The 25,992-nt window shown below is 62.9% G+C and carries 28 protein-coding genes and 1 tRNA gene; 19 read left to right on the top strand and 10 right to left on the bottom strand.

What is annotated here, in order from left to right:
- Positions 1-14 precede the first annotated feature (14 nt).
- Positions 15-620 (top strand): HD domain-containing protein, encoded by a 606-nt coding sequence (locus AC0L3E_RS20045; protein WP_128308274.1) that lies wholly within the window; start codon positions 15-17, stop codon positions 618-620.
- 30 nt (positions 621-650) lie between these two features.
- Here the strand turns inward: AC0L3E_RS20045 and AC0L3E_RS20040 are convergent, their stop codons facing one another.
- Entirely contained in the window at positions 651-1,556 is a 906-nt protein-coding gene (locus AC0L3E_RS20040) for a LysR family transcriptional regulator (protein ID WP_127268139.1), read from the bottom strand.
- Between the two features lie 121 nt (positions 1,557-1,677).
- Between AC0L3E_RS20040 and AC0L3E_RS20035 the strand changes: the two genes are divergently transcribed.
- From AC0L3E_RS20035 to speB, 7 genes are all read left to right on the top strand, one after another.
- Complete coding sequence (locus AC0L3E_RS20035; RefSeq protein WP_128308273.1) at positions 1,678-2,670, top strand: ABC transporter substrate-binding protein; 993 nt, start codon at positions 1,678-1,680, stop codon at positions 2,668-2,670.
- 103 nt (positions 2,671-2,773) lie between these two features.
- A complete protein-coding gene (locus tag AC0L3E_RS20030) occupies positions 2,774-3,556 on the top strand; it encodes an ABC transporter permease (RefSeq protein ID WP_236383447.1) in 783 nt (260 codons plus the stop codon).
- A gap of 10 nt (positions 3,557-3,566) precedes the next feature.
- On the top strand, positions 3,567-4,337 hold the full coding sequence (locus tag AC0L3E_RS20025; RefSeq protein ID WP_128308272.1) for an ABC transporter ATP-binding protein: 771 nt from the start codon (positions 3,567-3,569) through the stop codon (positions 4,335-4,337).
- Positions 4,334-5,089: an SDR family NAD(P)-dependent oxidoreductase gene (locus tag AC0L3E_RS20020; RefSeq protein ID WP_128308271.1), complete on the top strand. Its 756-nt coding sequence runs from the start codon at positions 4,334-4,336 to the stop codon at positions 5,087-5,089. The genes AC0L3E_RS20025 and AC0L3E_RS20020 overlap by 4 nt, the downstream gene beginning before the upstream one ends.
- The gene (locus AC0L3E_RS20015) at positions 5,083-5,790 is read left to right on the top strand and encodes an SDR family NAD(P)-dependent oxidoreductase (RefSeq protein WP_473605430.1); all 708 of its coding nucleotides are present in this window, start codon (positions 5,083-5,085) and stop codon (positions 5,788-5,790) included. The genes AC0L3E_RS20020 and AC0L3E_RS20015 overlap by 7 nt, the downstream gene beginning before the upstream one ends.
- Positions 5,791-5,802: 12 nt before the next feature.
- Positions 5,803-6,573, top strand: coding sequence for a creatininase (locus AC0L3E_RS20010; RefSeq protein WP_127291462.1), 771 nt, complete (start codon positions 5,803-5,805; stop codon positions 6,571-6,573).
- A 12-nt stretch (positions 6,574-6,585) separates the two neighbouring features.
- Positions 6,586-7,551: an agmatinase gene (speB, locus tag AC0L3E_RS20005; RefSeq protein ID WP_473605429.1), complete on the top strand. Its 966-nt coding sequence runs from the start codon at positions 6,586-6,588 to the stop codon at positions 7,549-7,551.
- A gap of 38 nt (positions 7,552-7,589) precedes the next feature.
- Here speB and AC0L3E_RS20000 read toward each other — a convergent pair whose 3' ends face one another.
- The 3 genes from AC0L3E_RS20000 to AC0L3E_RS19990 are packed head-to-tail and all read right to left on the bottom strand — an operon-like array spanning position 7,590 to position 9,559.
- Positions 7,590-8,357: an alpha/beta fold hydrolase gene (locus AC0L3E_RS20000; protein ID WP_164898616.1), complete on the bottom strand. Its 768-nt coding sequence runs from the start codon at positions 8,355-8,357 to the stop codon at positions 7,590-7,592.
- Between the two features lie 20 nt (positions 8,358-8,377).
- Positions 8,378-8,938: a DUF192 domain-containing protein gene (locus AC0L3E_RS19995; RefSeq protein WP_127382930.1), complete on the bottom strand. Its 561-nt coding sequence runs from the start codon at positions 8,936-8,938 to the stop codon at positions 8,378-8,380.
- Positions 8,939-8,962: 24 nt separating this feature from the next.
- Positions 8,963-9,559: a cold-shock protein gene (locus AC0L3E_RS19990; RefSeq protein ID WP_032901396.1), complete on the bottom strand. Its 597-nt coding sequence runs from the start codon at positions 9,557-9,559 to the stop codon at positions 8,963-8,965.
- A gap of 217 nt (positions 9,560-9,776) precedes the next feature.
- Between AC0L3E_RS19990 and gloA the strand changes: the two genes are divergently transcribed.
- A complete protein-coding gene (gloA, locus tag AC0L3E_RS19985) occupies positions 9,777-10,217 on the top strand; it encodes a lactoylglutathione lyase (protein WP_127332092.1) in 441 nt (146 codons plus the stop codon).
- Between the two features lie 145 nt (positions 10,218-10,362).
- Positions 10,363-10,656: a DUF2218 domain-containing protein gene (locus tag AC0L3E_RS19980; RefSeq protein ID WP_127332090.1), complete on the top strand. Its 294-nt coding sequence runs from the start codon at positions 10,363-10,365 to the stop codon at positions 10,654-10,656.
- An 8-nt stretch (positions 10,657-10,664) separates the two neighbouring features.
- Here the strand turns inward: AC0L3E_RS19980 and AC0L3E_RS19975 are convergent, their stop codons facing one another.
- Positions 10,665-11,231 carry a DUF1697 domain-containing protein gene (locus AC0L3E_RS19975; RefSeq protein ID WP_128308265.1) on the bottom strand — a complete coding sequence of 189 codons (567 nt, stop codon included), beginning with the start codon at positions 11,229-11,231 and terminating at the stop codon, positions 10,665-10,667.
- A complete protein-coding gene (ilvA, locus tag AC0L3E_RS19970) occupies positions 11,228-12,484 on the bottom strand; it encodes a threonine ammonia-lyase IlvA (RefSeq protein ID WP_127332088.1) in 1,257 nt (418 codons plus the stop codon). Before ilvA ends, AC0L3E_RS19975 begins: the two co-directional genes overlap by 4 nt.
- A gap of 467 nt (positions 12,485-12,951) precedes the next feature.
- Between ilvA and AC0L3E_RS19965 the strand changes: the two genes are divergently transcribed.
- Both AC0L3E_RS19965 and AC0L3E_RS19960 read left to right on the top strand, forming a co-directional pair.
- Entirely contained in the window at positions 12,952-14,025 is a 1,074-nt protein-coding gene (locus AC0L3E_RS19965) for an alpha/beta hydrolase (RefSeq protein WP_473605428.1), read from the top strand.
- Between the two features lie 143 nt (positions 14,026-14,168).
- Positions 14,169-15,332 carry an alpha/beta hydrolase gene (locus AC0L3E_RS19960; protein WP_127270257.1) on the top strand — a complete coding sequence of 388 codons (1,164 nt, stop codon included), beginning with the start codon at positions 14,169-14,171 and terminating at the stop codon, positions 15,330-15,332.
- 293 nt (positions 15,333-15,625) lie between these two features.
- On the opposite strand, the gene ade is transcribed toward AC0L3E_RS19960, so the two are convergent.
- Entirely contained in the window at positions 15,626-17,434 is a 1,809-nt protein-coding gene (gene ade / locus AC0L3E_RS19955) for an adenine deaminase (RefSeq protein ID WP_473605427.1), read from the bottom strand.
- A gap of 148 nt (positions 17,435-17,582) precedes the next feature.
- On the opposite strand from ade, the gene AC0L3E_RS19950 reads away from it, so the two are divergent.
- The 3 genes from AC0L3E_RS19950 to AC0L3E_RS19940 all read left to right on the top strand — a co-directional run bounded on the left by AC0L3E_RS19950 (position 17,583) and on the right by AC0L3E_RS19940 (position 19,561).
- Entirely contained in the window at positions 17,583-18,434 is an 852-nt protein-coding gene (locus tag AC0L3E_RS19950) for an alpha/beta fold hydrolase (RefSeq protein ID WP_473605426.1), read from the top strand.
- A 94-nt stretch (positions 18,435-18,528) separates the two neighbouring features.
- Positions 18,529-19,194 carry an outer membrane protein gene (locus AC0L3E_RS19945; protein WP_127272804.1) on the top strand — a complete coding sequence of 222 codons (666 nt, stop codon included), beginning with the start codon at positions 18,529-18,531 and terminating at the stop codon, positions 19,192-19,194.
- A gap of 281 nt (positions 19,195-19,475) precedes the next feature.
- Positions 19,476-19,561: transfer RNA gene (locus tag AC0L3E_RS19940), tRNA-Leu, on the top strand.
- Between the two features lie 106 nt (positions 19,562-19,667).
- Here AC0L3E_RS19940 and AC0L3E_RS19935 read toward each other — a convergent pair.
- Genes AC0L3E_RS19935 through AC0L3E_RS19925 form a run of 3 tightly spaced genes read right to left on the bottom strand, consistent with a single transcriptional unit; the run spans position 19,668 to position 22,843 of the window.
- Positions 19,668-21,116, bottom strand: coding sequence for an aromatic amino acid lyase (locus AC0L3E_RS19935; protein ID WP_473605425.1), 1,449 nt, complete (start codon positions 21,114-21,116; stop codon positions 19,668-19,670).
- Positions 21,117-21,143: 27 nt separating this feature from the next.
- Positions 21,144-21,728, bottom strand: coding sequence for a GDYXXLXY domain-containing protein (locus AC0L3E_RS19930; RefSeq protein ID WP_473605424.1), 585 nt, complete (start codon positions 21,726-21,728; stop codon positions 21,144-21,146).
- Entirely contained in the window at positions 21,725-22,843 is a 1,119-nt protein-coding gene (locus tag AC0L3E_RS19925) for a DUF2157 domain-containing protein (protein WP_292566754.1), read from the bottom strand. The genes AC0L3E_RS19930 and AC0L3E_RS19925 overlap by 4 nt, the downstream gene beginning before the upstream one ends.
- A gap of 237 nt (positions 22,844-23,080) precedes the next feature.
- Here AC0L3E_RS19925 and AC0L3E_RS19920 point away from each other — a divergent pair, with 237 nt between their 5' ends.
- From AC0L3E_RS19920 to AC0L3E_RS19905, 4 genes are all read left to right on the top strand, one after another.
- Complete coding sequence (locus AC0L3E_RS19920) at positions 23,081-23,221, top strand: DUF1127 domain-containing protein (protein WP_013531315.1); 141 nt, start codon at positions 23,081-23,083, stop codon at positions 23,219-23,221.
- Positions 23,222-23,270: 49 nt separating this feature from the next.
- On the top strand, positions 23,271-23,411 hold the full coding sequence (locus tag AC0L3E_RS19915; protein WP_013531314.1) for a DUF1127 domain-containing protein: 141 nt from the start codon (positions 23,271-23,273) through the stop codon (positions 23,409-23,411).
- Positions 23,412-23,978: 567 nt separating this feature from the next.
- Entirely contained in the window at positions 23,979-25,388 is a 1,410-nt protein-coding gene (trmFO, locus tag AC0L3E_RS19910; protein ID WP_473605423.1) for a methylenetetrahydrofolate--tRNA-(uracil(54)-C(5))-methyltransferase (FADH(2)-oxidizing) TrmFO, read from the top strand.
- A gap of 3 nt (positions 25,389-25,391) precedes the next feature.
- The gene (locus tag AC0L3E_RS19905; RefSeq protein ID WP_127397144.1) at positions 25,392-25,958 is read left to right on the top strand and encodes a hypothetical protein; all 567 of its coding nucleotides are present in this window, start codon (positions 25,392-25,394) and stop codon (positions 25,956-25,958) included.
- Positions 25,959-25,992 lie beyond the last annotated feature (34 nt).

The raw sequence follows: 25,992 nt of genomic DNA, 5'->3' as shown, positions 1-25,992 counted from the left end.
GAATTCAAGCAGCCATGGAAAACGAACCCTTGATCGACGACGCGCTGAAAAGCGAGCTTTCGGCTCTCTACCGGGCGCCAGGCCGCCACTATCATAACCTTTCCCATATCGAGGCAATGCTGGCGCTCGCTGGCGACTGTCGAGAATTGCTCGGCGACCCCGAGGCGATCGAAGCGGCGATCTGGTTCCACGATGCCATCTACGACAGCAAGGCCAAGGACAATGAGGCGCAAAGTGCGGCCCTTGCCGAGAAAAAGCTGGCGGGCCGCGCAAATCCTTCACGCCTTAACCGCATCTCGGCAATGATCGTCGCCACCGCCACGCACCAGGTGCCGCCGTTCGAAGACGCGGCGGCCACACGGGACGCAAGTCTTTTCCTGGATATGGACCTGTCGATCCTGGGAGCCGCGCCGGACGCCTTCGACGCCTATGAGCGCGCCGTGCGGCGCGAGTATCACTGGGTGGAGGAGCCGATGTGGCGAGCCGGACGCAGTGCGGTCTTGAAGAGCTTCCTCGCCCGCCCGCATATCTTCCACACTGAAGAGTTTCGCCAGCGCTGCGAACCGCAGGCCAGGGAAAACATGACGCGGTCATTGCAGGCCCTGCAAAGCCCTTTGTGATCTTCGCCGGTGGCGCGCTTGCATGTCGCCCTATCCGGCCACGGGCGTTGCATCGAACAATGCACCGAGAAACGCCTGAACAAGCGAGCGCTGGGCGTCGGTCTTGCGATAGGCGACGCGGTGTATGGAACTGAACGAATAGGCCCTTGGCTTGATGGCCCGCATGTCTCCGGCCGCGACCCAGGGATCGGCAAAATGGCACGGCAGAAAGCCGATGAAGTTGCCCGACAGGATCAGCATCAACTGCGCTTCCATGTGCACGACCGATGCACTCGCCTTGGGATGGCCGACCAGGTAGAGGTCGTCGAAATGTCGATAGCTGCGCACCGAGAACCGCGCGGCATCGACGGCGCCTTGATCGATCCTTGAATCGGGCATCGCAAAGAGCGGATGCCGGCGGCCGCAATAGAGAAGATGCGGTTCGCCGCAATAGTCGCGATAGACAACCCCAGGCGCTTTCTGCGACAGCGGCCCGATGACAACGTCGCGACCGCCATCGGCAACTTGTTGCTCGAGTTCGGACGGCGTACCCACCGAAAGGTCGATGAAGACGTCGGAATCGGGCCCCATGAAGCGGCTGAGCGCGTGCTGGATACCCAGTTCGCCACTGGTGAAGACCCCATCCGACGTGCCGACCCGCAAGCGGCCCGACAGGCTGCCGCTGGCTGCATTGATGCGATGTCCGAAATCGTCAAGGTCGCGGAACAGCCTCTGCGCCGCATCGTAGGTTGCCTGTCCAACCTCGGTCAGGCGGAATTGCTTGCGCCCGCGATGGCAGAGTTGGGCACCGATGCGTTTCTCCAGCTCCGCCAGATGCGTGCTCAGCGTCGGCTGTGACAGGTTGAGCGTGATTTGCGCAGCGGCGAACCCGCCTGAATCGGCCAGCGCCACGAAAACGCGCAGCAGGCGGATATCGATATTGTCCAGCCGGCGCATGCCATTCCCCATGATGCACAGAACGATACATCGATGTTATTCGATGTATCGTTCTAAATAAACTCATTTACATCAATGTCAGAAATCGCGAGCCTGTACGGAACAAAATTGGGGAACAATCATGAAACCGTTACTCGGCACCGCCTTGTCCGCAGCCCTGCTGCTCGCCAGTTCGCAGCTCGCCCTCAGCGCCGACCAGATCCGCATCCTGGCGCCGACATGGCTGGGATTTGCGCCTGTCCATATCGCCAGCGACCTTGGCTGCTTCACCGCCAAGGGCCTTGATGTCAGCATCAAGTTCGAGGATGACCTGACCAACGTCATGGCGGCGATGGCGCGCGGCAACATCGAGATGCAGATGCGCTCGGTCGGCGAATATCAGGGCCGCCCGCGCGACGCCTCGACGCCCGGCATCATCATCGGCACGATCGACGAATCCGTCGGTGGCGACGGCGTCATCACCGATGACAAGATCAAGTCGGTTGCCGATCTCAAGGGCAAGGTTGTCGCGGCCGAGCCCAACATCCCCTCGCGCCTGCTGTTGCAGATGGAGCTGAAGCAGGCGGGCCTGTCGCTGAAGGATCTGCAGATCAAGGACATCGCGACGGCCGATACGGGTGCGGTTTTCGTCGATGAATCGATCGCGGCGATCGCGACCTACGAACCGTTCATGTCGCAGGCGCTGAAGGCCTCGACCCGCACCGGTGCCCGCATGCTGATCTCGTCCAAGGATCATCGCGGCATCATCATCGACGCGATCATCGCCCGCAACGACGACTTCAAGGCGAACCCCGACAAATACGCAAAATTTCTCGGCTGCATCTATGAGGCGGTCGATTTCATCAAGGCCGAGCCGGAAAAATTCGCCGACATGGCGTCCAAGCATTTCGGCCTGACGCCTGCCGAAGTGACCGACATCGTCAACTCCAGCCTGTCCTACACGACGCTTGCAGAATCCCTGGCCTACATGGGCAAGCCGGGAGAAAAAGGCACGTTGCACGGGATATTCGACACGGTGATGGATCTAAACCTGGAGAACGGCGCCGCCGACAACAGACTGGTGGCGGCCGACCAGATCGACAATTCGGCGATCAACAAGATCCCGGCGAAATAGCGGGCGCGCGGCCGGGCCGGCAGCTTGTCTCGGCTGTCGGCAGCGATGTCATTCCGGCTCGCGCCGGTGACGGCCGTTCTTTCGATCATCCGGGGATAATGATTTGTTCAGCAGCCTGTTTGTCTTCCGCGGTCGCGCATCGCCGATGCTGGAGTTTGCCGTCAGTGTCGCCGCGGCTGTGCTCGTCGTTGCCCTGTGGGAGCTGGCGGCGCGCGCGGGCATCATTGCGCCGCAGTTCCTGCCCTCGCCGAGCCGCGTCGTCATTGCCCTGTGGACGATGCTGACCGAGCAGAACCTGCTCTGGCACGTAGCGGTCTCGACCACCCGTGTCTGGATTGCCTTCCTGCTGGCCGCCGTCATGGCGATCCCGATCGGCATCATGATGAGCAGCTACCGGATCGTCGGCGCCGCCCTCGAGCCGATGATCGATTTCATCCGCTACCTGCCGGTCCCCGCACTCGTGCCGCTGTCCATCATCTGGTTCGGCGTCGGCGAGGAGACCAAGATCTTCCTGCTCTGGCTGGGGACGTTCTTCCAGCTCGTGTTGCTCGTCGCCGACGACATGCGGCGCGTGCCGCAGGAATTCGTCGAGGTCGCCCGCACCGTCGGCGCCAATTCGAGGCAAGTCATGGTCGACGTCGCCCTGCGCTGGATGGGCCCGACGCTGCTCGACAATCTGCGCATCACGCTCGGCTGGTGCTGGACCTATCTGATCATCGCCGAGATCGTCGCCGCCGATTCCGGCATCGGCTATGTGATCTGGACGGCCCGGCGCTTCGTCAAGACACCGGAGGTCATGGCCGGCGTCGTCGTCATCGGCCTGATCGGCCTTGTCACCGACCAGCTTTTGCGCCTGCTTCACCGCCGGCTGTTCCGGTATCTGTGAGGAGCATGACATGACCGGATATGTTCAATTCGTCGACACGGCCAAGTCCTTCGGCCCCGTCGATGTGGTGCGAAACACCAGTCTTGGCCTCGAGCGCAATTCGCTGGTCGTCTTTCTCGGCCCATCGGGCTGCGGCAAGACCACCTTGATGCGCATGGTCGGTGGCCTCGACGAACCGAGTTCGGGCTCGATCCTGCTTGGCGGGGAAAAGGTGGTCAGGCCGGACCGTCGGCGCGGCATGGTTTTCCAGTCCTATTCGTCGTTTCCCTGGCTGACAGTCAAAAACAACATCGCCTTCGGCATGCGTTACAGGAAGGACCTGGGCGCAACCGAAAGGGCCGAGCGTATCAGCCATTATCTCAAGCTGTTCGGGCTCGCAGACTTTGCCGACTCCTATCCAAACCGTATCTCGGGAGGCATGCGCCAGCGCGTGGCCATAGCCCGCACGCTCGCCGCGGGTTCGGACGTGCTGTTGATGGACGAGCCCTTCGGCGCGCTCGACGCGCTGACGCGCGAGCGGCTTCAGGTCGAGCTGCGGCAGATCCAGATCCGCGAGGAAAAGACCATCATCTTCGTCACCCACGACGTCGAAGAAGCCGTATTTCTCGCCGACCGGATCATCCTGTTCTCGCGCCGTCCAGCCTCGATCGTCGCCGATATCGACGTGGCGGCAGAGCTTGGCCCGGACCGGCCGCTGGAGATTCGCGAAACCCAGAAATTCTTCGAGCTGCGCAACAAGGTCCTGCATCTGATCCGCAACGAAACGGGAGTGGTCGTATGAGCCTCTCCTTTTCCGGAAAGACGGTCGTGATCACCGGAGCGAGCCGAGGCATCGGGCTCGGCATCGCCAAGGGCTTCGCCCAGGCCGGCGCCAGCCTGCACCTCATTGCCAACGACGCGGCCGTGCACGAACGGGCCCACGACTTGGGCGCCACAGGCACGGAGGCCGACATCGCCGACCGCGAGGCGGTCGGCGCGGCCCTCGAACCGATCTCCCGGATCGACGTGCTCATCAACAATGCCGGCCTCGAGCTGATGACGCCGATCACCGACAGCAGCGACGAGGCCGAAGCCGCCTTCCGGCGCATCATCGAGATCAACGTCATCGGCACGGCGCTTGTCACCGCGCGCGCCTTGCCGCGCATGCAGGCGGGCGCTTCGATCATCAACACCGCCTCGATCTGGGGCCGCGTCGCCGAAGCGCGGTTCGGCGCCTACGTCGCCTCCAAGCACGCCATCATCGGCCTGACGAAAACCTGGGCCAAGGAACTTGGATCGAGGGGCATCCGCGTCAATGCGGTCTGTCCGGGATGGGTCCGCACGGAAGCATCGATGCGCTCGCTTGGCCGGATGGCCGAGCAAGGCGCCGTCAGTGAAGCAGCACTGCTCGAAGACATCGTCGGCGCGCAAGCCCTGCCCGGCCTGATGGAGCCGGCCGACATGGCCGGCACCTATCTGTTCCTGGCGTCGGATCTCGCGGCCAACATCACCGGGCAGTCGCTCGGCGTCGACAGGGGAGAAGTGCCTTGGTAACTCCATTGCACGGAAAACGCGCGCTGGTCACCGGTGCGGCCAGCGGCATCGGCCGCGCGACCGCGCTCGCCTTACGGGACGCCGGAGCCATGGTTCTCGGCTTCGATCTCAAGGCATCTGAAGGCGATATCCCGATCCTTGCCTGCGACCTTGCCAATGAGGCCGACATCATTGCCGCGGTCAAGCAGGGCGCGCAACGGATCGGCGGCTACGACATTCTGGTCAACAATGCCGGCATCCTCCAGGAAGCAGCGCTTGAGGCGATTTCGCTCGACCATGTCGACCGCATGTTCGCCGTCAATGTGCGCGGCGCCATCATCGTGGCACGGGAAGTCCTGCCGCACCTTCCCGATGGCGGCCGCATCGTCAACATCGCCTCCGAGCTCGCCTATCTCGGCCGGTCGAACGCATCGGTCTATTGCGCGACCAAGGCGGCATTGCTCGGCCTGACCCGCTCCTGGGCGCGAGAGCTTGCGCCTCGCATACTGGTCAACGCCGTGGCGCCGGGGCCAACCGACACGCCGCTTCTCGGTTTCGAGGCGCTGAGCGAGAGCCAGCGCGCACTTGAGACGACACACCCGTTGGGGCGGATCGGCCGGCCGGATGAAATCGCCTCCGCGGTGGTCTTCCTTGCCGGCCCCGGCGCCACCTTCTTCACTGGACAATGCCTGGGCGCCAATGGTGGCGCGGCGATGCTTTGAAACGAGATGATCATGAAAGACCGAGTTTTCCTCGCTGAACTGCCATGGCCCGAAGCCGAGAAGCGGATCGCCGCCGGCGCTCCCATCTTCCTGCCGCTCGGCTCGACCGAACAGCACGGCCACCACATGGCGATGAACGTCGATGTTGTGCTTCCCACCGCCATCGCCGAGACGGTGGCGAAGCAGGTTGGCGGCCTCGTCGCGCCGACCATTGCCTACGGCAACCGCTCGCAGCCGAGAACAGGCGGCGGCCCGGCCTTCCCCGGCACGATCAACATCACGGCGCATACGTTTTCGCTGCTGGTCAAGGATGTGATCTGCGATCTCTATCGCCAGAAGGTCCGGCGCATCGTCGTCCTCAACGGCCACTACGAGAACATCGGCCCGTCGATCGAAGGCATCGAACTGGCGCTCGACGCCATCGGCCGCGAGCGTGCGGCGGATCTGACGATCCTGCGCATCGATCATTGGGAAATGGTGCGCACAGAGACGCTGGCGAAAGTGTTCCCCGACGGTTATCCCGGCATCGAGCTGGAACATGCGAGCGTCATCGAAACCTCGATGATGCTGGCGCTGCGTCCCGAGCTCGTCGACCTCGGCAAGGCACTGCATGACGGCCCGGCGCAGTTCAGGCCATATGATCGCTATCCCAAGCCGGCAGAGGAAGTGCCGCCATCCGGCGTGCTGTCGCTGACCGAGGGCTCATCGGCCGAAAAAGGCCGGTGGCTGCTCGACGACTGCGAGACCCGCATTGCGGAAATCGTCAAACGCGAATTCTTCTGAGGTGCCGACACCATGAGCAGCAATTTCTTCCAGCCGATCGACGCCTCCGCCGTGCCTCGCTTCGCCGGACTTTCGACCTTCATGAGACTGCCGGCCGTGGCAAGCGCGGAAGGGCTCGACATCGCGCTCGTCGGCGTACCGTGGGACGGCGGCACCACCAATCGAGCCGGTGCGCGGCATGGCCCGCGCGAGATCCGCAACCAGTCGAGCCTGATGCGACGCGCCCATCACGTCTCGGGGACCGAGCCGTTCAGCATCGCCAATGTCGCCGATGTCGGCGATCTCTCGGTCAATCCGATCAACCTGCTGGACGGGCTGAAGCGCATCGAGGACGGCATCGCGGCGATCGTGGCAGTGGGCGCCATTCCGCTTGCAGCGGGCGGCGATCATCTGACGACGTTACCGGTGTTGCGCGCCGTAGCCCGCAAGGCGCCCGTCGGCATGATCCATTTCGACGCGCACTCCGACACCAATGACCGTTATTTCGGCGACAATCCCTATACGCATGGCACGCCGTTCCGCCGCGCCATCGAAGAGAGACTGCTCGATCCCAAGCGCGTCGTCCAGATCGGCATCCGCGGCTCGATATACGAACCCGGCGAACATGACTGGGCGGTCGCTCAGGGCATCCGTATCATCTACATGGAGGAGTTCGTCAGGCGAGGCGCGGCCAGCGTCATGGAAGAGGCGCGCGGCATCGTTGGAAACAATCCTGTTTATGTCACCTTCGACATCGACTGCATCGACCCATCGATGGCCCCCGGGACCGGTACGCCCGAGTTAGGCGGCTTCACCACCCGCGAGGCCCAGGAAATGGTCCGCCTGCTCGATGGATTGACCATTGTAGGCGCCGACGTCGTGGAGGTGGCGCCGCCTTTCGACCTAGGTGGAATGACGGCGCTCGCCGGCGCGACGATGATGTTCGAGCTGCTGTGCGTGATGGCGAAGTCGGTTCAAGCAGCGAGAGCGCCGGACTGAGCACAAGTATCAAATCCGCCTGATGCATCGCCGTCCGCTCAAAGCGGATTCTCGGCATAGAACTCCAGCACGCGCTGCTTGAAGGTCTTGTCCCCGACGGCCAGCATATGATCCCGGCCATCGATGTGAAAGGCGCTGGCGTTCGGCATCAACGCTGCAAGCTCATCGGGCGAGCCGCCAATGTCGTCGGTCGTTCCGACGGCGACAAGCGTCGGCTGGGCGATGCGGGCGATATCCTGCTCGCTCAGCAATTCGCGCGATTTGGCGATGCAAGCGGCCAAGGCACGGCGATCGCTGCGGGTCTGGTCGGCGAAGGCGCGAAACGACCGGCCGCGCGGATGGCTGGTGGCGGCCGGATCATCGGCAAGCAGGGCGGCGGCGATCGGATCCCAATCGCCGACACCGTCGACCATGCCGATGCCGAGACCGCCGAAGACCAGCGTCGCCACCTTGTCCGGATCGGACAGCGCCATGAATGCCGCGATGCGCGCACCCATCGAATAGCCCATGACATGAGCGCGCTCGATGCCGAGATGGCCGAGCAAGGCGGCGGCATCGGAAGCCATCTTGACCGGCGTGTAGTCGGCCTCCTCATAGCTCTTCGACGACGAGCCGTGGCCGCGATTGTCGAAGGCGATGGCGCGGTAGCCGGCACCGTTCAGCGTCTTGAACCAGCCGGGCGACACCCAGTTGACATAATGGCTCGAGGCGAAGCCATGGATCATCAGCACCGGATCGCCCTCGCCCGATTCCGGCTGGCGGTCGAGGAAGGCAAGGTCGAAGCCGTCATGGGTGAAAAACTGCATCTGCGATCCCGCCTGCGTGCTCAACCGCCACCGCCATTGGGCGCATCGCCATTGTCGGCTGGTGGCATGCCGGGGCCGGATACCGTGCCCACGGCCGGATGGCGCAAAAGGTCGCCATACTCGATGCCGTTCCTGGCGGCGGTGCCGGCCTTGAGCTCGAGCACGAAGCGCACCGGTACACCGGGCGAAATGACGGCGTCCGATTGCGGCTCGCCGTGCTTGACCGCCCGGATCTTGCCATCCTGGCCGACGAAAATCAGATCGAGCGGCATTGGCGTGTTGTGCATCCAGAAGCCGACCTGCTGCTGGACCTCGAAGACGAACAGCATGCCGTGGTTGTCCGCCATGTCCTGGCGGTACATCAAGCCGGCCTCGCGCTCCGCGGCGGTGTCGGCGACTTCGATGGAAAAAGAGCGATCACCGCCTTTCGTCACCACGACCAATGGCGTCGGATCGGCCGGAAGGATCATCGCCCGGCTGTCCGCCGAGGTCGGCTTTTCGGAATAGAAGTAACCACCGGCGGCGGCGATGAAGGCAATCGCGCACATCGCGCCCGCGGTCAGCCAGTTCCTGTAAGCCATTCGAAATCCTCGGCCGGAAACGCCCTAGTGCGAGACCGGCAAGGTCCCCATATCGGGGTGAATTTCGGCGGCCATAAGGCCTTTGTCGCCGCGTCCGAAACGAACCAGCACGACCTGCCCCGGCCGAAGCTCGGTGATACCGTAGCGGCGCAAGGTCTCCATATGGACGAAGATGTCCTCGGTGCCCTCGCCGCGGGTGAGAAAACCAAACCCCTTGGTGCGGTTGAACCATTTCACCAGGGCGCGTTCGAGACCGCTCTCAGGCGTCACCGCGACATGGGTGCGCTGCTCCTGCATCTCGGCCGGGTGGACCGCGGTGGTGACGTCCATAGAGAGCACCCGGAAGGCCTGCAATCCGCGGTCGCCATGTTTGACGAGGCAGACCACGCGTGCGCCCTCCAGGGCCGTCTGAAAGCCATCCCTTCGAAGACATGTCACATGGAGGAGGATATCGCCGGAAATGCCGTCATCCGGCAAAATGAAACCATAGCCCTTGGCCACATCGAACCACTTGATGGCGCCGGCTATTTCGAGCAAGTCCGCGGCATCGCCGCCTTCGTCACGCTGCAAGGCGTCGCCGAGGGGTCCGTCCCGCCCCGTCAAAGAGGCCTTTTCCCCCATAAGAATGCCCCCTTTTTTCAAGAACACCGCAACTGATTCTTGCCAACAGATTAACACTGCGGCTTCCGGTCTGTGCAAGACCTGCCGTGCCTTTTTTCACGGTTCATTTGGGCAATACCGGATTTGTTCTTTGCCGGCATTGCGCACCGCCGCACGATTGCCCTTTGACAGGGCCGACCCTATGTTGCGCCGCAACGCAATTTATCGAGGAAATCACATGCGCTATCTGCACACCATGATCCGCGTCACCGACGTCGATGCCTCGCTCGACTTCTACTGCAACAAGCTCGGCCTCAAGGAAGTGCGCCGCTACGAAAACGAGCAAGGCCGCTTCACGCTGATCTTCCTCGCGGCCTCCGAAGACGAGCAAAGCGGCATCGCCGACAAGGCACCGCTGGTCGAACTGACCTACAATTGGGATCCGGAAGACTACAAGGGCGGACGCAATTTCGGCCACCTCGCCTACGAGGTCGACGATATCTACGCCACCTGCCAGCACCTGATGGACAATGGCGTCATCATCAACCGGCCGCCGCGCGACGGCAACATGGCTTTCGTCAAGTCGCCGGACGGCATCTCGATCGAGCTTCTGCAGAAAGGCCCGGCCAAGGCCAAGGCGGAGCCCTGGGCTTCGATGGCGAACACCGGAAGCTGGTAGCCGATCACGCTGTCTTGAGCGGACAATACCAGGCTGACGGCCCAGTACCGTTTGGTTTTTCAGGGGCGGCGCCTATCTGTCTGGCTGAGGCGCCAGGCTTGGGCCGGCGCCCAGCCATGCAACAGGCGCTTGCCCAGGAGAATTCATGCCGACCAGCCATGCCGACGTCACCACCGAACATGCCAGCCGCTACCTGCAGCAGCTGTGCAAGCACTGGGCGCACAAATTCCCGGTCGAGTTCGATCCCACCCACGGCACCATCGATCTCTCAATGGGCCGTACCGTCATGGATGCCGATGCGGCGACACTGCATATCACGGTGTCGACTGACGAAGCAGGATCGATCGAGCGCCTGGAAGGCGTTGTCGCCGATCACATCAAGCGCTTTGCTTTCCGCGAAGAACTGACCTTCGACTGGAAACCCGCTCCGGCAGCTTAGGCGGCGACTTACTTCCCACCGGCCGGAGCGGCCATCTCCAGCAGCGCCTGCACCGAGCGCCAGTTGCGCGCGGTACCCGGCACTTTCAGCGTGCGCGGGATCAGCCCGGCAAACACCGATTTGCCCAGCCCGTCCGGCGCGTGCAAGTAGAGCACATCGCCCTTGATCTCGAAGCGTTCGGGGCCGGTGCACTTTTCGGTCAGTCGCGCCACCTCGTCCGCTGTCGGCTCGCGCTCCAGCACATAGGCATGCAGCTTGGTATGGTCCCCGGCAACTTCCGGGTAAGGGTTTTCGTTCACCAGCCGCTCGAACCAGGAAAGATCGCGCACCATGATGCGCGAATAAAAACCCCATTTCTTCTCGAAGGCTGCTTCGATCTGTTTCGCCAGTGTCGCTGCGTCGCCCTTCTTCGCCCGGAACACGGCATTGCCGCTCTGCACGTAGGTGGCGACATCGGAAAAGCCGAGATCCTCGAAGAACGACCGCAGCTCCGCCATTTTGACGATGCGGTTGCCGCCGACATTGATGCCGGAAAACAGCGCGACGAAGATTTTTCCTGCCTCCTTGCCGCTCATATGATGAAACCGGCCAATGTCTCGTTGTCGGTGATGTCCTGATACTGGACGCCCTCGGCCTCGAACTTCGCCTTGAGCAGATCGAAATTGCGGCGGTCCTTGGTTTCGATGCCGATCAGCACCGAACCGAAATTGCGCGCCGATTTCTTCAGATATTCGAAACGGGCGATGTCGTCGTCGGGCCCGAGCAGTTCGAGGAAGTCTCGCAGCGCGCCGGGCCGCTGCGGAAAGCGGATGATGAAGTATTTCTTCAGCCCCTCGAAGCGCAGCGCCCGTTCCTTTACGTCCGGCAGCCGCTCGAAATCGAAATTGCCGCCCGAAACCACGGCAACGATGGTCTTGCCCCTGATCTCCTTCTTGGAGAAATCCTTGAGCGCATCGATCGCCAGCGCGCCAGCCGGCTCCAGCACGACGCCTTCGACGTTGAGCATTTCGATCATGGTGGCGCAGAGCCGGTTTTCCGGGATCAGCCGCACCGTTTCGGCCGGAAAATCCTTGAGATGACGCAACGGCTCGCGGCCGATCTCGGCCACCGCGGCGCCATCGACGAAATTGTCGACCTTGGCGAGCTTGAGCCGTTTTCCCGCCGCAAGACTTTCGCGCAGGCTCGGCGCGCCTGCCGGTTCGCAGAAGACGAAGCGTGCTTCCCTGCCCTGATCGGCGAAATAATGGGTGACGCCCGCGGCAAGTCCGCCACCGCCGACCGGCAGCATGACGATATCGGGCATGCGGGCGCCCGGCATCTGATCCGCGATCTCGTAGGCGACGGTTGCCTGGCCCTCGATAATGTCCTTGTGATCAAAGGGCGGCACCATATGGGCGCCGGAACTGTCGGTGAATTCCAGGGCCGCGCGATAGCAGTCGTCGAAGAAATCGCCGACCAGCCTGATCTCGATGAAATCGCCGCCGAACAGCTTGGTCTTGTCGATCTTCTGCTGCGGCGTCGTCACCGGCATGAACACGACGCCTCGCCTGCCGAAATGGCGGCAGACGAAAGCAAAACCCTGCGCGTGGTTGCCGGCGGACGCGCAGACGAACAGTTCAGCCTCGTTGCCGGCCGCCAGTGTCTTGCGGAAGAAATTGAAGGCGCCGCGGATCTTGTAGGAGCGGACCGGCGACAGGTCCTCGCGCTTCAACAGCACCCGCGCACCGGTCTTTTTCGACAGATAATCGTTTTCCTGGAGCGGCGTTTCAGGAAAGATCTGGCGGATCGCGGCGGCAGCGGCAGCAACGCGGGAAGAGAAACTGTTCATCGGAAACCACCCTTAGCGAAAACCACCTTGCGTTGCATGCTGTCCGCCGACCTCTATCTTTGATCGGGTCGCGCACGTTCGGTTGTTGAGCGCCGGGACAAGGTGCGGCGCGAGCCAGCCTATTGCATATCCGGCTACGTGGCGCCATCATCCATCATGTGCGTCGTTCCGAGCGGAAATTTTGCGGAATATTTTCAGCTACTTGTGGGTGCATTCTAATGCCCCTTCGTATCGGGCGGCTTGAACTCGCTATCTCTGCGGGAATTGGAAAGCCGGCGACGGCGCCGCTCATTGCACGCATCACGCAGCCGTTTCCCGCCATTTTGGCTTTCGCGCAACACTGCGATGGCCGCAGCGGGGCGCCGATCACATTTCGACTGGACATGACTTAGTTCTGCCGCACTCTGCCTGTCCGGGAGGTATCGTGAGGATAGACAGGCCTTTCGGCCGGAGTTGGAAATTCAGGCGTGCCTTTGAAGAAGATTTTTGCCGTTCTCCTGGCCTTGTTCGTCGCCGGCTGCGCCGGCCAGCAAACACAGGAATTGCTGGGCAGCGCCATGGTGTCCGCGCCGGTGACGGAGATCGCCGGCAACCACTCGATCTTCATCGCCACGACGCGCAAGAAATCCGACGATCCCAACAAGGTTTTCGACGGCGAACGCTCGGCGACGCTGAACTATGCCCGCGTCAACGTCACCGTTCCGGGGCTTCACAAGACCGGCCAGATCGAGCGCCGCTCGCGCGGCAAGTCGGACGACCCGGCCAAATATTTCATGGCTTCCGAGGTCGTCGGCTACGACACGCAGCCGAAATTCTCCAGCGCGCTCAACGCCGACATCGCCGCGCGTGGCGGCCGCGTCATGGTCTTCGTGCATGGCTACAACACCGGCTTCGATGCCGCCGTCTATCGCCTCACCCAGATCGTCCATGATTCCGGCTATCCCGGCACGCCCGTGCTGTTTTCCTGGGCATCAGGCGCAAGAACCACCGACTACGTTTATGACAAGGAAAGCGCCAGCGCTGCCCGCGACCAGTTGGAGGTGACGCTCAGGATGCTGGAGCAGTCCGGCGCGCGGCGCATCGACATCGTCGCGCATTCGCTCGGAACCTGGGTCACCATGGAAACGCTGCGGCAGATGGCCATCACCGGCGACCGCGATCTCGGCGGCAAGCTCGGCGACGTGGTGCTGGCTTCGCCCGACATCGATGTCGACGTGTTCAAGAGCCAGATGCGGCGCTATGGCAAGCCCGACAAGCCGTTCATCCTGCTGTTGTCGGACGACGACCGCGCGCTGCGGCTCTCCGGCCTGATCGCCGGATCCCGGCCGCGCGTCGGCGACTACAAGGATGCCGCCGATCTCGCCTCCTATGGCGTGTCGGTCGTCGACCTGTCCAAGGTCAAGGGATCGGACAGCTTCAACCACACGAAGTTCGCCGACAATCCGACGCTGGTGAAGATGATCGGCCAGCGGCTGCGCGAGGATGACGGCTTTGCCAGCGACCGTGACGTGACAGACCGCATCAGCCTGCTTGGCCAATAGGTGCGGTCCCGCGGTTTTCGCCGTGCCTGCCCGGCATCGCGGACGTGTGGATTCACTTTGAACTGGACCGCGCCGGTCTCTGGCCTTATCGGAATAGCCAGCGACGTCACGCGTTTGACGTCCCCCTTGGCGGGAGCCGGCGTATGACCATGCGTTCGAAGAGCTACCTCGTCGTTGCATTGGCGCTCGCTGTCACCGGCTGCGCCGGCGGCAAAACGCACGACCTGCTCAACAAGACGACGGTCACGGTGCCCGCTTCCGACATCGCGGCCACGCATGAAATCTTCGTCGCCACCACCCGCCAGAGGGCAACCAAGGACCCGCGACAGGTGTTCGACGGCGATCGCTCGCTGACCACCAGCTTTGCCCGTGTCGACGTCACCGTCCCGAAAAACCATCAGGTCGGCGCCATCGAGCGGGCCAAGGGATCGGCAAACAGCAACCCGGCCAAGGATTTCACCGCCAAGGACGTCACCTTCTATGAAGGCGCGCCGCAGTTCGCCAAGGCGGTCGGCGCCGACATCGCCATGCGCGGCGACCGTGCGCTGGTTTTCGTGCACGGCTTCAACAACGGCTTCGATGACGGCATCTACCGGCTGACGCAGATCGCGCACGACACGAAATATCCCGGCACGCCGGTGCTGTTCTCATGGGCTTCGAGCGGCAAGACCACGGGTTACATCTACGACAAGGAAAGCGCCAACGCAGCGCGCGACGACCTCGAGGCGACGCTCAGGATGCTGGCCAAGACCAAGGTCAAGAGCATCGACATCATCGCCCATTCGATGGGGACCTGGGTGACCATGGAGGCTCTGCGCCAGCTTGCCATCACCGGCGATCGCGATCTCGACGACAAACTCGGTTACGTCATCCTGGCCTCGCCCGACATCGATGTCGACGTGTTCAAGAAACAGATGATCCGTTACGGCAAACCCGACAAGCCATTCGCCATCCTGCTCTCGGCGGATGACCGGGCTCTCAAGCTGTCCTCCCTGATCTCGGGCGATAAGCCGCGCGTCGGCGATTACGGCGATGCGGCCGACCTCGCCAGCTATGGCGTGTCGGTGGTCGACCTTTCCCAGGCCAAGGGCGGTGACCGCCTCAACCACGCCAAATTCGCCGACAACCCGATGCTGGTGCAACTGCTGGGCGACCGGCTGCGGGCGCCTGCCGGCCTTGCCTCGGACGAGCCCGTCCCGACTCAGCTCAACAATCTCGGCCAGGGCCTCGGCAAGGCCGTCGGCTCGGTCGCGGAAATCGTCATCACCACGCCGTTCAAGGTGCTGACCATCGCCACCGGCGGGTAGCCGGGGGCAGCTTCCTGGTGGAGACCATCAGGTGTCGAAGTCGGCGCTGCCCCTCACCTGCCTGCCGGCATCCTCTCCCCGTATAGTGACGGGGAGAGGGGCGCTATTATCACCGGTTTCGCCAATGACCAGCATTGCAAGAAGAGCACAGTCGTTGCGGCCAGCCCCTTCTCCCCGTCACTATACGGGGAGAAGTGCCCGGCAGGGCGATGAGGGGCGGCGCCGACGCTCGGCAAAGGTGAATTCGAACCTGAAGCGATTGCCCGCCGGGCATGGCCTGAATATCAACAATCCTAGACGAACAGATCGACCTTCTGGAACGTCGTCACGTCGATCAGGCCGACATCGGAAATCCTGAGTTCGGGAATGACGACCAGCGCCAGCAGCGAGTGCTGCATGTAGGCGTTGTTCAGCGAACAGCCCATCTTGCGCATCGCCTCGGTGAGCTTCTCTGCCTTGGCCGCGACGATCTCGGCCCGCTCGTCCGACATCAGCCCGGCGATCGGCATTTCGACCAGCGCCAGTTCCTTGCCCTTGGAGAACAGCACGACGCCGCCGCCGACTTCGCCCAGGCGATTGACGGCCAGCGCCATGTCCTGCTTGTTGGTGCCGACGCAGATGATGTGGTGGGCGTCATGCGCCACGCTGGACGCCATGGCGCAGTCGCCGATATAGCCGAAGCCGGAGACGAAGGCGTTGGTGACGCCGCCCGTGCCCCTGTGGCGCTCGACCAGCGCGATCTGGCAGACATCGTTGCGGCGATCCATGGCGACCAGCCCGTCCTCGACCGGCAGATCGGCCTCCAGCGCGCGCGTCGGCGCCTGGTTCTCGATGACGCCGATGACGCGCACCCGCACCTCGTTGGCGCCCTTGGGAGCTGCGATATCGAAGTCGCCGCCCTTCAGCTTCTTGCCGAGCTTGACGGTGTTCTTCGCCGAGCGGGGATAGTCATAGGCCGGAATATCGATTTCGAGCTTGCCGCCTTTGGCCAGCCTGACACCGCGTGCATAGACCTCGTCGATGGTCATTGCGGCGAGATCCGAGACGATCAGCAGGTCGGCCAGCCGCCCCGGCGCGATCGAGCCGATCTCGCGCTCCAGTTTGAAATGCTGGGCAGTGTTGAGCGTCGCCATCTGGATCGCCGTCACCGGCTTCAAGCCCTGTTGAATGGCGTGGCGCACCACGCGGTCCATATGGCCTTCCTGGACCAGCGTGCCGGAATGGCTGTCGTCGGTGCACAGGATGAAGTTGCGCGGGTCGATGCCGCTCTCCGTCACCGCCTTGATCTGCGAGGCGACGTCGTACCAGGCCGAGCCCAGCCGCAGCATCGCCTTCATGCCCTGGCGCACGCGGGCGATGGCGTCCTCGGCGCGCGTACCCTCATGATCGTCCTCGGGGCCGCCGGCGACATAGCCGTGGAACGGCAGGCCGAGATCGCGCGAGGCATAGTGGCCGCCGACCGTTTTCCCCGCTTTCACCGTCGCGGCGATCTCGCCCGACATGACAGGATCGTTGGCGGCGACGCCGGGGAAATTCATCACTTCGCCAAGACCGATGATGTTTTCCCAGCTCATTGCCTCCGCGACATCGGCGACCGTCAACTCGGCGCCTGCATGTTCAAGCCCGGGCGCCGAGGGCACGCAGGACGGCATCTGCACATGCACGTTGATGGGCATGGCGACGGCCTCGTCATGCATCAGCCGCACGCCGGGCAGGCCAAGCACATTGGCGATCTCGTGCGGGTCGATGAACATAGAGGTGGTGCCGTGCGGAATAACGGCCCGGCAGAACTCGGTCACCGTCACCATGCCGCTTTCGACATGCATATGCGCGTCGCAGAGGCCGGGCACCAGATAGCGCCCGCCGGCGTCGACCACCTTGGTGCCCTGGCCGATGGCATGGCTGGCGTTCGGCCCGCAATAAGCGAAACGACCGCCGGCGATGGCGATGTCGGTGCCGGCGATGATCTCGCCCGAATGGACGTTCACCCAACGGCCGTTGCGGACGACCAGGTCAGCGGGTTTGCGCCCCATGGCGACATCGACCAGGTTTGTCGCCATCTCGGTCCACGGTCTGGGTTTTGCGGGCGTTGCTTTCGTCATTCGCGATTCCTTCGGTTGTCGCCAGTCTCGCAAATGTCGGCGGGCGCCGCCAGAGCCGTCGGTCCGACACGCCGCGTCAGGGAGAGCTTGTTGACTAATCCGGCTGGAAGGCGATGCTGACCGCGGACCGAACCATATGAGGGAAGACATGACCCGGTTTTGCAAAGTGTTCGCCATCGTCATCCTGTTCGCCGCCTCGAGCGCTTTTGCCGCCGCCGAGGAACGTTGGCAGACCTTGCCGGAGCCTGCGGCCATGCCCAAGCCCGATCAGAGCGGATATGCGCCGGTGAACGGCATCCAGATGTACTACGCCGTTTTCGGAGCGGGTGACCCCGTGCTGCTCATCCATGGCGGCCTCGGCCACGCCGACATCTGGGCCAGCCAGGTGGCCACGTTTTCCAAGACGCACAAGGTGATCGTCGCCGACAGCCGTGGTCACGGCCGCTCCACCCGCACCGAGCAGCCCTATGGCTATGACTTGATGGCGTCGGACTATCTGGCACTGCTCGATTACCTGAAGATCGACAAGACCGCGCTCGTCGGCTGGAGCGATGGCGGAATTATCGGTATCGACATCGCACTGCATCATCCGGAGCGGCTGACAAGGCTCTTTGCGCAAGCCGCCAACGTAACCACCGACGGCGTCGATCCGGGCGTGATGACCAACAAGACCTTTGCCGCCTACATCGACCGCTCCGGCCGCGACTACAAGAAGATGTCGAAGACACCGGACCAGTATGACGCCTTCGTGGCGCAGATAAGCCATATGTGGGAGACCGAGCCGGCGTGGACCAAGGAGCAGCTCGCTGAGATAACCACGCCGACGGCGATCGTTGCCGGCGACCATGATGAAGCGATCAAGCGCGAACACACCGAATATATCGCCTCCGCCATCCCGGGCGCGAAGCTGATTATCCTGCCCAACGCCAGTCATTTCGCCATGCTGCAAGCGCCGGATGAATATAACCAGGCTGTGCTGGACTTCATCGACGCCAAATAGAGGATTCTGTGCGGCGACAGGGGGATTGCGATTGCGGCGAATGCGGTTATCCTTCTGGCGAGGATCTTTCTGAACCGTCATTTCGGGGAGTTCGATGTATCGCCTGATGGTCGCAAGTGCCGGTTTTCTTGCCGCTCTGGCCGTGCCGGCTTTCGCCGCCGACCCAGCGGCCGATGTTCCGATGACCGCGCCCGGCTTCGACTGGACCGGCTACTATGCCGGCATGCAAGCCGGCTATGGCTGGGGTCGGTCCGACATATCAGGAACAGAGGGCGAGCCGTTTTCGGCCACACCCGATGTTGACGGCGGTTTTGTCGGCGGCCATGTCGCCGGACTGTGGCAATTCGACCAGGCGGTGCTGGGCGCCGAGGCGGAACTCAACTATTCCTCGGTCCGCGGCACGACGGTATCGGCCTTCGGAAGCACATTCGGCACCGACATCAAGTGGTTCGGGTCGGTCAACGCCAAGGCGGGCTACGCCATGGACCGCTTGCTGGTCTATGGCATTGGCGGCGTCGCCTTTGCCGGCATCGAAACATCGCAAGTCGCGGGTCCGGCGTTCGACAGCACGCGCACGAATGTCGGCTGGACCGTGGGTGCCGGCGTCGACTACGCGTTGACCGACAAGTTCGTCGTCGGCGCACAGTATCGCTACTATGATTTCGGCTCCGAGCACTACGACGTAGCGGAACCCTTCAACGATCGCGATCAGAACGTGAAGCTCAACACGGTAGGCATCAATTTGAGCTACAAGTTCTGAGCAGGGCCACAATCGCGACGCTGCCGGACCAGGCAACCACTCAAAGGGCTCTTTCATGGAAGAGCGGCCGGCGCTCCCAGTGGGCGGGGGAATGGGTTGGGCCTGAGAGGCGCCGGCCTTGGCGGATCAAATCCACCACACGCATCCTACCATTACCCGCCGCGCCGATAATTCCGTGATCGCGCCAGTATCATCAAGTCGCCCGGTCTGTTCGCACGTTCGGCGAACGCTCAACAACACGACTTGACGGGCTGTGTCTGGCGTCTGAAAAGGGCTGGCCTGCGGACGTGGCGGAATTGGTAGACGCAAGGGACTTAAAATCCCTCGATCTCTGATCGTACGGGTTCGATTCCCGTCGTCCGCACCACCCTTCGCTCTTCGAGCTTCGGGTGGCGGGCCACCTGAAGCTCGGCAGGTTCGAACTTCATCCGTTCAGGCGCACCAGTTCACCGGCTACCGCTTTGTCGGCATCTCTACGTTTCGAACACTTTCTCAGTGAACCATTCCGCCAACCTGGCAAGCTCCGGCCCCAGCACGCGATCGGCGCCGACAGGCGGCACGATAGCTCTGATTTGATCGACGAAGGAGCGCAGTGCCGGCGGCGGCGTGCGTTCGGTGACGTGCAGCGCTTGCGAGGCGATCATCGCCAGCATCGCCATGGCGGCGTCGACGCAGCGGCCGGCGGTTGCCTCCTTTGTCCATGCGAAGAACGCCGTCGTGGCGACGTCGTCCTGCCCCGCGCCAGCCGATTCCGTGCCCGGAATGAAGGTGCGCTGTGCGGCCAGCTTGGCCTGCTCGAGATAGCCGGTGATCGCCATCGGCACGTAGCCGACATTGCCGTGGCCGTCGCTGTCGGCTGAGTGACGTCCGGTCATCAGCAGATCCGGCAGCAGCGACACCTTGCCGTTCAGAAGCTTCGAGGCGTGGCGGTCGCAGAGCAGGCAGATATCGGCCCATATCGCCGCCAGATCGTCCAACGCCGGCGTCGCCATGGCATTGTGATAGCCGCCGGTCGAGATGCAGCGGCCGAGCGGATGTGCATCGTCGGGCGGGATGTAGACCGGATTATCCGATATAGAGGCCAGCGACACATTGGCCGCCCGCTCGGCCGACGACAACGCACGATGCGCCTGGCCGAGGACGCGCGGCACGATGCGGTAGCTGACAGGCGCCTGATAGTTGCGCCGCCCGTCGCCGGCGCCAACCAGAAATTCCCGCAAACCCTGCAGGGCCGCGGCCTCATGCTCATCGCCCCAGAGCGTGTCGAGGGCGGCGTCATAGTGTTCGAGGGGGGCACGAAACGCCTCGATCGACAGCGCGAACACCTGGTGCGCCATGCGGATCCGGCGGCGCGCCGCGAGCGCTGCGTCTGCCACCAGAGCGGCAGCGCAAGGCGAGCCGTTGATGAGCGAACCCCGTTCCTTGACCTCGAGGTCGAAACGCGTCGAAAGTTCTGCAAACAAGGGGTAGAGCGCCAGGATCTCACCGGCGCCGCCCTGGCCGGAGGCCGGCACGACAGGCATCGGCTCCCCGTCGAGCATTGCGGCCACGGCTAGCGCGATGCGCGGCGTTGTGGCGGCGTTGCCCTCGATGAAATTCGTCAGACGGGCAAGCACGATCGCCCTGACCACGCGATCCGGCAAGGGATCGCCGAACGAGGTGGCGGCGGCAAACGCCTTGATGCGCGCATGGCGATCACGCTCGTCGAGTTCGAGCTTGCGGCTCGCCAATTCCCCCATGGCGGTTGTGACGCCATAGATGACCGGTGGCGGATCGGATTCAATCAGCCTGAGAAACGAAGCGCGGCATTCAGCGATGCGCTGCAACGCCTTCTCGCCGATCGCCACCGTGTCCTTCTTCCAGGCGACGCGGAAAACAGTGTCGAGGTTGATGTCCTCACGCGTCGACAGGCTAACTGGCATGCTTCACACCGCTGGAATTAAGGGGCTTTAGTAGAGTGGTTCCTCGAACAGCGTCTTGTCGCCGTCCACCAGCGCCTTGATCTGCGCGGTACCGTCGCCGGCGAGCGCAAGACGGATGCCGAACGGCCGCACCCGCATGTCGTTCTGGATTGCCATCCCCTCGCCTTCCGGCAGATAGAAGCGCTCGACACCGTAGTCCGGCGCGACGGTCGCCTCTTCGCCGCGAAGGTCCCAGCCCTCGGCGACGTGGCCTGATATATCGGCCTCGTCGGCAGCGGCCGGCGTCGGTGCCTTGCCGAACCAGGCTGTCGTCGGCTGCCAATAGCTGTCGGAGCCCTTCTTCAGGCGCACGACAATTGAGGTGTCGTCGCTTGAAAATTTGTCGGGCGGAATGTTGGCGATCATTTTCACCGGTATGCGCGAAATATCGTAGCTCAGGATAATATAATCGCCGCGCAGGAGGTCGCGCGGATCGACGGGCTCGATCTTCAGCAGCACCTCTTTGCCGTTGCGCAGGATCGCCGCGCGGCCGGCGATGATCCAGCTCAGGAAGCCGATCTGGACGAGCGCCAGCACCAGTGCCGAGATGACAAGCCTTTTCCCGGTGATCATGCCGTGGCTCCTTTGGCATCTGGACCTTTCATACGCTTTTCCACGCGGATGATGACGATCGCAAGGATGCCGAGCAGCACCGCAGCGGCCAGGAAGAAGCCGGCCGTATCGAGCATCGATTGCAAGGTCACCACATAGATGATGGCGAGTTCGAAGGCGAAGCCGAGATAGGCAAACCAGCGCAGCCCACGGCTTTCCCGCCCTGCCAGCACGATTGCGGCGACAATGCCGGCAAGCGCGATCACCGAAGCGAGGGCAAAACCGCTGTTGTAGGTGCTCTCGTCGGCGAGTTCGAACTGAATCATTGCGAGGCCGGTGAGGAAGCCGAGCAGTGCGTGCAAGGGCAAGCGGCCGCCGAGCTGCACGACCCGGTCGACTGGATCCGGCGCGAAGACCGAGGCCGCGAACAGCAGCGCCGAGACGACGACCAGCGGGATCGCCACCTGCAGCGTGTCGTGGTTGGTGACCAGCAGCACAAGATAGAACAGAACCGACAGGATGATCAGGTGGCGAGCCGCCTGGCTGCGGGTCCAGAACGAGACGGCAAACAGCACGATCGCCATGATCAAGAAGGCATGCGGAAATTCGCTGCGGCTGTAGTAGTCGAAGCCTTTCAGGAACAGCCAGGCATCGGCGATGCCGACCGAAGCGACTGTCAGCGGATTAGAACGCAGCGCAACCGCCGCCAGCGCCGTGCCGGCGCCCCAGGTGACCAGAGCCGAGGCCTCGTCGCCCGAGAGATGATACATCTGGCCGATCAGCGCGATCGAGCCGCCGAAAGCCGCAGCCGCCACGATCCAGAGCGCTTCGCCGATCGCCGCATGGTCGCGGGCCTTCAGCACCGCGCCGCCGACATAGCCACCAAGGATGACGGCAAACAGTGCCGCCACGCGCGCCAGCCGCGGGATCGCGTCCCAATTGGCGGCGACGAAAATCAGGATGGCGGCTCCGAACAGCACGGCAGCCATCATCGCCAGGATAGAGCCGAAGCTGAGCGACTTGCGCTCGTTGGCCTCGACATCGCGCGAAAGCGAATCGGCTGTGGCGGCGTCAATCAGCCCGGCCTGCAGCCAACGCGCGATATCCGCCCTGACCCGCGACGAATACCCCGCCATGCTGCGTCTCCCCCAAGTTTGGTCTTTTTTTCAGCCGATCCGGTCAAATCGTTGACGTGGCGACATTTTCCGATTCGGGTTTCTTTGTGTCAGGTCCGTGAACGCCTGTTAATGCTGCATTGCACAATTTGCATTGCTGCCATGCAGCCATAGCGCTTTTAAATCGATATGGGTCCGCCTATTTATAGTTCGTACACAAACGGAATGATCCGCAAGAAAGACGAAACGAGAACTACCATGAACCTGATCCGCAACTACCGCAACTGGCGCCGCTACAGGGACACCGTGTCCGAGCTGAGCCGCCTGAGCAACCGTGAACTGACCGACCTCGGCATCAGCCGCAGCGACATTCCTTACGTCGCTCGCAAGGCGGTCTAATTCTTCGGACCGCGAATGGTCCGAACCAGTTTTGAAAAAGAGAACGACAATGAACCTGATCCGCAATTATCGTAACTGGCGCGTATATCGCGAGACGGTTACCGAGCTGGGTCGCCTTTCCAACCGCCAGCTGCATGATCTCGGTATCGTCCGCGACGAAATCAAGATCATCGCCCGCCAGGCGATCTAACCAGAATTTCGCCAGGGTCGACCTCCTCCCCGACCCTGACGGATCCGGTCAACCTTCACCTCCTCCCGAGGGTTGACCACCAAAACGGCGCCCGCCGCACCTCCTCCCGCGGCGGGCGCTGTTACCCGGGGCAAAAGGAATTTTGCCCCAAAAGGTTTCGCCCCTTTCAAACGGCGAAAGAGTTTTCGTCAAAGCCGACCTCCTCCCCGGCGATGACGAATAGGCCCGACCCTCACCTCCTCCCGAGGGTTGGCCACAAAAACGGCGCCCGCTGCACCTCCTCCCGCGGCGGGCGCTGTTTCCCCGGAGTAAAACGAATTTGCTCCAGAGGTTTCGCCCCTTTTAAAATGGCGAAAGGAATTTCGTCAAAGCCGACCTCCTCCCCGGCGATGACGAATATGGTCGGCCTTCACCTCCTCCCGAGGGTCGACCCCAAAAACGACACCCGCCGGACCTCCTCCCCCGGCGGGTGTTGTCGTTTTTGGGGGGCGCTCCCATCTGCAGCCGTTTGCCCCGCACCGCGCACGGCAATTGCAATCGCCGCACCAAGCGATTATTCCGGCGTCCATGAGCAAAAATCCAATCCACATCATCGGCGGCGGCCTCGCCGGTTCCGAATCCGCCTGGCAGGCAGCGCAGGCCGGCGTTCCGGTCATCCTGCATGAAATGCGGCCCGTTCGCGGCACCGATGCACACAAGACCGACAGCCTGGCCGAGCTCGTCTGTTCCAATTCCTTCCGCTCCGACGACGCCGACAACAACGCGGTCGGCCTGTTGCATGCCGAAATGCGGCTGGCCGGCTCGTTGATCATGAGCGCCGGCGACGCCAACCAGGTTCCGGCCGGCGGCGCGCTGGCCGTCGACCGCGACGGATTCGCCGATGCCGTGACGAAAAAACTCGAAGCACACCCGCTGATCACCATCCAACGCGAGGAAGTGCCTGGTCTGCCGCCGGCGGATTGGGACCAGGCGATCGTCGCCACGGGCCCATTGACCGCCCCCGGGCTTGCCCAGTCGATCGCGGAAGCGACCGGCGCCGATGCGCTCGCCTTCTTCGACGCCATCGCGCCAATCGTCCATTTCGACACGATCGACATGGATACCTGCTGGTTCCAGTCGCGCTACGACAAGGTCGGGCCAGGCGGCACCGGCAAGGACTACATCAATTGTCCGATGGACAAGGACCAGTACCTTGCCTTCGTGCAAGCGCTGGTCGACGGCCAGAAAACCGAATTCAAGCAATGGGAAGGCACGCCCTATTTCGACGGCTGCCTGCCGATCGAGATCATGGCCGAGCGCGGCGTCGAGACGCTGCGCTACGGGCCGATGAAACCGATGGGGCTGACCAACGCGCACAATCCGACCGTAAAGGCCTATGCCGTGGTGCAGCTGCGGCAGGACAATGCGCTGGGCACGCTCTACAACATGGTCGGTTTCCAGACCAAGTTGAAGCATGCCGAGCAGGTGCGCGTGTTCCGCACCATACCGGGTCTCGAAAACGCCGATTTCGCCCGCCTCGGCGGCCTGCACCGCAACACCTACATCAACTCGCCGACCTTGCTGGACGCCTCGCTGCAACTGAAGTCGCGGCCCGGCCTGCGTTTCGCCGGCCAGATCACCGGCTGCGAAGGCTATGTCGAAAGTGCCGCGATCGGCCTGCTTGCCGGCCGCTTCGCCGCCGCCGAGCGGCTCGGCCACTCACCGTCGCTGCCGCCGCTGACCACGGCCTTCGGCGCGCTGCTCAACCACATCACCGGCGGCCACATTGTTTCGGACGACGAGCCGGGAAAGCGTTCCTTCCAGCCGATGAACGTCAATTTCGGCCTGTTCCCGCCTGTCGAAGCGGTCAAGATCGAAGGCAAGCGCCTGCGCGGCACGGACAAGACCGTTGCCAAGCGGCACGCCATCACATCGCGCGCACGCGCCGATTGCAGGGAGTGGCTGGGACTGCCGGTGCAAGCGCAAGCCGCCGAGTAGTCCATGGCCAAGCGCTCCGAGCTGCACCAGCTTCTGCCGTCGGACCTGCCGCCGAGTGGCGAACCTTTCGCCGGCGACTACGAAATTTGCTGGAGCATCTATGTCAGATGCACCAACCTGCGGAAGCTGCGCGAAGTTCATATACCCGCTATCGAGGCGCTAATAGGTGAGCCTCACGGAGGCCAAGGTTGGCTGTACGAAAATGAAAATTACAATGAGAACCGCGATCGAAGCTTAAAGAGAATCATTGCCGTTCAGCCTGTCGAAGGTCCCTACAATGACCGGCTCCTTCTGGATCTCATGAAAGCGCTCTATTCGCTGTCATCCTTCTGGGCGATCCAAGCCCGTCTGGATCCCTCACATCCTCATGGCGTCTACCTCAGTGCACGATTCACGCAGGAGGCTCCCAGCTCGGAGGCGCCGGCTATCGTCGACGCGCTGGTTGAGTTCGAAGCCAATTTTACAGATTTGGGGGGCCGTGAATTCGGCCGGCATTTCGGCACAACTCGGCGCATTAGCGCCACCATGCCGGATGGTTCGGAAGCCGGCCGGGCGAAACCCAGGCGCTAGGACCTCATCGTTGGCCGCACGGATGAAGTAGGAT

The sequence above is a fragment of the Mesorhizobium sp. WSM4822 genome, assembly GCF_055811155.1.
Note: the sequence above shows the minus strand (reverse complement) of the source record. Positions and strands in the feature narration are given on the sequence as shown.

Bases quoted from the DNA above. Each gene is read 5' to 3' on its own strand.
- AC0L3E_RS20045 (WP_128308274.1), top strand. From the start codon at position 15: ATGGAAAACGAACCCTTGATCGACGACGCGCTGAAAAGCGAGCTTTCG.
- AC0L3E_RS20040 (WP_127268139.1), bottom strand. From the start codon at position 1,556: ATGCGCCGGCTGGACAATATCGATATCCGCCTGCTGCGCGTTTTCGTG.
- AC0L3E_RS20035 (WP_128308273.1), top strand. From the start codon at position 1,678: ATGAAACCGTTACTCGGCACCGCCTTGTCCGCAGCCCTGCTGCTCGCC.
- AC0L3E_RS20025 (WP_128308272.1), top strand. From the start codon at position 3,567: ATGACCGGATATGTTCAATTCGTCGACACGGCCAAGTCCTTCGGCCCC.
- AC0L3E_RS20020 (WP_128308271.1), top strand. From the start codon at position 4,334: ATGAGCCTCTCCTTTTCCGGAAAGACGGTCGTGATCACCGGAGCGAGC.
- AC0L3E_RS20010 (WP_127291462.1), top strand. From the start codon at position 5,803: ATGAAAGACCGAGTTTTCCTCGCTGAACTGCCATGGCCCGAAGCCGAG.
- speB (WP_473605429.1), top strand. From the start codon at position 6,586: ATGAGCAGCAATTTCTTCCAGCCGATCGACGCCTCCGCCGTGCCTCGC.
- AC0L3E_RS20000 (WP_164898616.1), bottom strand. From the start codon at position 8,357: ATGCAGTTTTTCACCCATGACGGCTTCGACCTTGCCTTCCTCGACCGC.
- AC0L3E_RS19995 (WP_127382930.1), bottom strand. From the start codon at position 8,938: ATGGCTTACAGGAACTGGCTGACCGCGGGCGCGATGTGCGCGATTGCC.
- AC0L3E_RS19990 (WP_032901396.1), bottom strand. From the start codon at position 9,559: ATGGGGGAAAAGGCCTCTTTGACGGGGCGGGACGGACCCCTCGGCGAC.
- gloA (WP_127332092.1), top strand. From the start codon at position 9,777: ATGCGCTATCTGCACACCATGATCCGCGTCACCGACGTCGATGCCTCG.
- AC0L3E_RS19980 (WP_127332090.1), top strand. From the start codon at position 10,363: ATGCCGACCAGCCATGCCGACGTCACCACCGAACATGCCAGCCGCTAC.
- AC0L3E_RS19975 (WP_128308265.1), bottom strand. From the start codon at position 11,231: ATGAGCGGCAAGGAGGCAGGAAAAATCTTCGTCGCGCTGTTTTCCGGC.
- ilvA (WP_127332088.1), bottom strand. From the start codon at position 12,484: ATGAACAGTTTCTCTTCCCGCGTTGCTGCCGCTGCCGCCGCGATCCGC.
- AC0L3E_RS19960 (WP_127270257.1), top strand. From the start codon at position 14,169: ATGACCATGCGTTCGAAGAGCTACCTCGTCGTTGCATTGGCGCTCGCT.
- ade (WP_473605427.1), bottom strand. From the start codon at position 17,434: ATGACGAAAGCAACGCCCGCAAAACCCAGACCGTGGACCGAGATGGCG.
- AC0L3E_RS19950 (WP_473605426.1), top strand. From the start codon at position 17,583: ATGACCCGGTTTTGCAAAGTGTTCGCCATCGTCATCCTGTTCGCCGCC.
- AC0L3E_RS19945 (WP_127272804.1), top strand. From the start codon at position 18,529: ATGTATCGCCTGATGGTCGCAAGTGCCGGTTTTCTTGCCGCTCTGGCC.
- AC0L3E_RS19935 (WP_473605425.1), bottom strand. From the start codon at position 21,116: ATGCCAGTTAGCCTGTCGACGCGTGAGGACATCAACCTCGACACTGTT.
- AC0L3E_RS19930 (WP_473605424.1), bottom strand. From the start codon at position 21,728: ATGATCACCGGGAAAAGGCTTGTCATCTCGGCACTGGTGCTGGCGCTC.
- AC0L3E_RS19925 (WP_292566754.1), bottom strand. From the start codon at position 22,843: ATGGCGGGGTATTCGTCGCGGGTCAGGGCGGATATCGCGCGTTGGCTG.
- AC0L3E_RS19920 (WP_013531315.1), top strand. From the start codon at position 23,081: ATGAACCTGATCCGCAACTACCGCAACTGGCGCCGCTACAGGGACACC.
- AC0L3E_RS19915 (WP_013531314.1), top strand. From the start codon at position 23,271: ATGAACCTGATCCGCAATTATCGTAACTGGCGCGTATATCGCGAGACG.
- trmFO (WP_473605423.1), top strand. From the start codon at position 23,979: ATGAGCAAAAATCCAATCCACATCATCGGCGGCGGCCTCGCCGGTTCC.
- AC0L3E_RS19905 (WP_127397144.1), top strand. From the start codon at position 25,392: ATGGCCAAGCGCTCCGAGCTGCACCAGCTTCTGCCGTCGGACCTGCCG.